The sequence below is a fragment of the Streptomyces sp. MBT65 genome (genome assembly GCF_016612545.1).
In the GTDB taxonomy this organism is placed as follows: Bacteria; Actinomycetota; Actinomycetes; order Streptomycetales; family Streptomycetaceae; genus Streptomyces.
The window spans coordinates 1-4,510 of record NZ_JAENRY010000457.1 but is presented as its reverse complement, the minus strand read 5'-3'; the positions used below and the strand labels follow the sequence as shown (position 1 = coordinate 4,510).

General features: G+C 72.6%; 1 protein-coding gene. It reads left to right on the top strand.

Annotated features, from left to right (window positions below; translation table 11 throughout):
- The coding region (locus JHN63_RS47965; protein WP_200691434.1) for a hypothetical protein at positions 1-4,510 on the top strand (4,510 nt) is incomplete at both ends.

Here is a 4,510-nt window from a genome sequence, read left to right as displayed (position 1 = left end):
CCCCCGGAGAAGCCCCGTCGGCAGCGCCCGCCCCGCAAGGGCCCCCCGCCGAACCGCCGTACCTCTCCGCTCGAACCCATCGACGAGGACGCCGAAGCCGAGTTCATCGCACCGCCCGTCAAGAAGCCCGCCGCGCCCGGGCCGACCTGGGTGGTGCACGACCTGGACTCGCGTCGGCCGCCGCGCGTCGACCTCGACCTGCCGCCCGCGCCGTACAGCGGCGGAGGACCCGCGTCGTTCACCGACGGCGCCAAACTGCCCGTCTACATGGGCGGCATCGGCGAGTTGCTGCGCGGGCTGCCGCGCAATCTGCTGCGCCGCTCCTACACCCTCGGCCAGGGGGACCGCGTCCTGCGCGGCGCCGACCGCGTCGTCGAGCAGCTCGACCTCAACCTCCGGCAACCGCCCGGCGTCCGCCCCCGTCCCGCGCGCCCCGGCGGCAACCGTGCAGGCGACGGGCTCCTGGACGACGTACGACACGCCCTCGTCCACAACCCGAGCGGTTTCTTCGGCGATGGGCAGCAGTTCAACTACCGTACGGTGGACGGCAAGTCGCGAATTCTCACGGTCACGGCCCGACCGTACGGGCAGTGGGAGAGGTTCACCTTCGGCTACGCCAACCCCGTGAAGATCGACACGATGCAGCGCAACACCGCGCTCACCGGCCGGGTCGCCGTCAACAGCACGTCGACCTCCCTCGCGCCCACCGCACCGCTCGGACCGGTGAAGACCCTGTTCGCGCCCTGGGGACGGGTCTTCGCGCAGTTCTCGTGGACCAAGCGGGTCGAGTACAACCTGCAGAACCTCGTCGTGAACCAGAACGAGACCCGCACGACCGACGGCTCGCACGCCCATCTCGACGACGTCTGGTACGAGTTCAAGGTCACCGATCCGGCCGGACGCCCCGTGGACCGGACCGGCAAGGCGATCCGGCCCAGGTCCGGCACACGTGCTCAGGTCGCCTTCGGTTTCGCCGTCAGGGACGGGCTGTTCGTGCGCATCGCCGACAGCCTCACCCGGCCCAAGCCGCCCGCCGACCGGCTGCCCCCGCGGATGCGGCTCGACCGCGGCTCCCACTACCGCATGATGAACACGGAGAGCTTCGGTCCCGTCGCCCACATCCGGGACTGGGCGCTCCAGCAGATCGGCACCGACACGGACAGCATGGCCGGCAAGCAGATCAACTCATTCTTCTCCACCGACGGATTCCACCGCATGAGCCGCGTCATGGCGGCCGGGACGGTCACCTCGCCGCCGCTGTTCAAGGACGACGCGGGGCGCGAACCGCTCGGTGTCTTCTCGGTCCGGGTGGAGCCCGGCGAGGCCGTCCTCATCAACGAGACCACCGCCGCCGAACTCCGGGACATCTCCCAGACGACGGTCCGCAACGAGCGGACCACCGGCCGGTCCTCGGGCGTCGACATCGGCGGCGCCCTCGGACCCGCCTTCCAACTTCTCGGCATCGACCAGGGCAAGTTCGACCTGCGGATCCTCGCCGGTCTCAACTTCCGCTACGGCGCCTCCCGCAACCGCGCCTCCGTCACCGGCGGAACCGGCGCCGTGAAGTCCGCCGGGCAGGCCAAGGGCGACCCCACGGGTCTCTACCTGGTCCAGAAGACCGTCACGGTCACCGCACCGCCCGACACCAAGGCACCGCTGCCCGACCGCAGACGCGACGAGGCGAGCTCGACACCCGGCAAACTGCGCAAGAACCCGCCGCGGACCTGGAGCGAGGCACCGCGGACCCGGACGTTCCAGACCTGGGCCGTGGAACGGCTCACCCGCACCGAGGCCCGCCGCCTCGCCGGGGAGGCGAGCCCCGCGCCGGGCACTCCACCCAGGGTGCCGCCGTACCTCACCCAGGACTCGCCGCCCACCCTCGGCATGAGCAGGGTCGAGGAGTTCACGTTCGCCGACGGCTCCTACGTACGGAACATCGACGGCGAGGACCGCACGTTCCTCGACCACTTCGGCGACCAGGTCCTCGAAGAGGTCGCGCGCGCCTACCCCGACCTCGTCGCGCCGCTGTCCGAACTCGATCCCGCCAATCCCCGCTGGCGCAACGCCGACCACTTCCAGATGGCGGTCTCCAACACCCTGGAGGTGCTCAACACCCTCGCCTTCCACAGCATGGCGGGCAACCTGGAGACGATGATGACCTCGGGGCTGCGGATCTCCCTGGTCGACTCCCGCCGCACCACCCGCGCGCACCGGTACGTGTGGGTGGACGCCGCCCTGACCGACCGGCGTTTCGAGGGCACCCAGAAGGACCTGCGGCTGCGGTTCAGCGCACCCGGCAGCGAGAACCTCGGCGGGCGGCAGAACAGCGCGCGCGGCGCGCACATCGGCGCGGAGGGGCTGCTGTCGCTGCGGGACGCGGCGACCGACAGCGCGGGCGGCCCGCTGCACGCGGGCACCGGTTCCCTGGGCGTGCGCTGGGGCGGCCGTACCGACTCGGAGAGCGGCTACGGGGCCGCCGCCACGCACGAGGCCATGTCGATCGGCACCAAGGGCACCCACCTGTACAGCTACGAGGTCACCCTCACCGCGCGGCGCGGCGGCTTCCGCCGGTTCCGCGGCCTGCTGCGCGGGGTCCTCTTCCTCAACCTGCTCGGCACGCGGCCGTTCGTCTTCACCGAGCGGGAGCAGAACCTCATCGGCCCGGCCGGCTCCGGGCCGGTCACGAAGGGGCCCTCCGTCGGGCGTGTGCTGCTCGGCGTGCCCGTCGAGCACACGCCCGCCCGCGACACCTCACGCCCGCACCACCCCCTGCACGGCGTGCCCCTCGCGACCACCGGGCAGGCCGCGCGGGACCTGGCGCTCGCCAGGCGCGGCCTGTTCGAGCGGGCCGGCCGCCGGGGCCGCGAGGAGTACCGGCGCCACCCGTACCTGACCCTCGCGGTCGTCGCGGACCCCGCCCTCGGCCGGGCCGCCGAGGACGTCCTCAAGGAGTCGTCGGGCAACTCCTGGATGCTGACCCACCAGGGCGCCCCCGTCCACGACGCGGCCCTGCGCGTGTTCCAGAGCCAGTTCCTGACCGCGAACTTCGACCAGTCGTCCGCCCCGACCGGCTGGCGTGCCTCCGGGCTGTGGGCGAAGGCACCCTACCTGGACCGCTCCTCGGTCCTCGCCCACCGCAGCCGCCTGCGCCCCGGCAGCCTCACCGCCGTGACGGGCGCCATCCCGATCGAGGCGGAGACGACCATCGGCGGTGCCACCCAGGCCTCGGGACGCCACACCAGCACCAGCACGCTGTTCTTCGGCGGCCAGCTCGTCTACCTCCACTCGCACGACACCGGCACCGGGACCACCGGCAACTACGGCCTCGTCGCCAGCCCCTACCGCCTCGACAAGTCCCGCTTCCGGGCCGTCTCCCGGACCGCGCTCGCCGAGATCAACCGCAAGGACCAGGGCCGGCAGGTCCTCGTCACCGCCGACGTCGACCACGAGATCGCCGCCACCTCCACCCTCGTCGGCGAACGCGCGACGGGCATACGGCGGCTGCCCCGCTGGCTCGCCGGCGCGTCCGGGCGGCGGGTCCTCGTCAACGACGGCTGGGTCGGGCACGTCCCGGAGAAGAGCGCCTACCGGATGGGACTGCTCCGGGACCGCTGGGGCGACGTACCGCTCTACACCCGGCGCCGGTGGTCGCCCCAACCCTGGCTCCTGGACAACCCGTTCGGCAGTTTCCCGCTCACCGCGCTCGACACCGCGACCGTACTCAACGACTTCGACCGGCAGTTGAGGCCGCTCGGACTGACGTCCAGCGACCGGGACACGGTGCACCGGCTGATGTCGGAACGCGTCGTGCGCGCCCTCGGCAAGGAGATGACCGGCGGCAGTTCCTCCGTGCCCGCCCGCGTGGGCCGTTGGGGCTCGTCCACCGCCAACCTGTGGGTCGGCAGCCGCAAGGTACGGGCGCGCGCCGAACTGATCCCGGTGAAGGTGCCCGTCGACAGGCCCGCACCGGACGGCAGCGGCTTCGGCGGCCTCGGCCACAGCGTGGAGTTCGAGGAGCACCGGAGCGCCGCGGAGACCACGCAGGAGGGCCGCGGCCGCGCCTCCGGCGCCAGCATCGGCACCACCGTCACCCAGGGCGCGCACACCGGCAACGACACCGTGCGGATGGCCGGACCGACGTACGCCGAGGTCGGCTCCACCCAGCAGACCGCCGCCCAGAACCAGTCCGAGGGCAGCGTACGGATCGCCACCGCGACGACGACCCAGGCACACGCCGAGTACGTCACCCGCTACCGGATGCGACTCACCCTGGAGGTCACCGACACCCGCGAACCGAAGACCGGCACCGGCGCCTCCGCCTGGGTGAAGCGGGCCGCGCACCGCACCTGGCGCGGTGTCTCCGGCCGACGCCTGCTGCGCATCAGGTCCGAGGGCGACGTCGGGGAACTCGTCGAGCACTACCCGCTCAGCCTCATGCGCCCCGACCCCGTCGACCCCGCAGCCGAACGGGACGACCCACTCGCTCCGCCCGCCCTCGACGCCCCCGGCC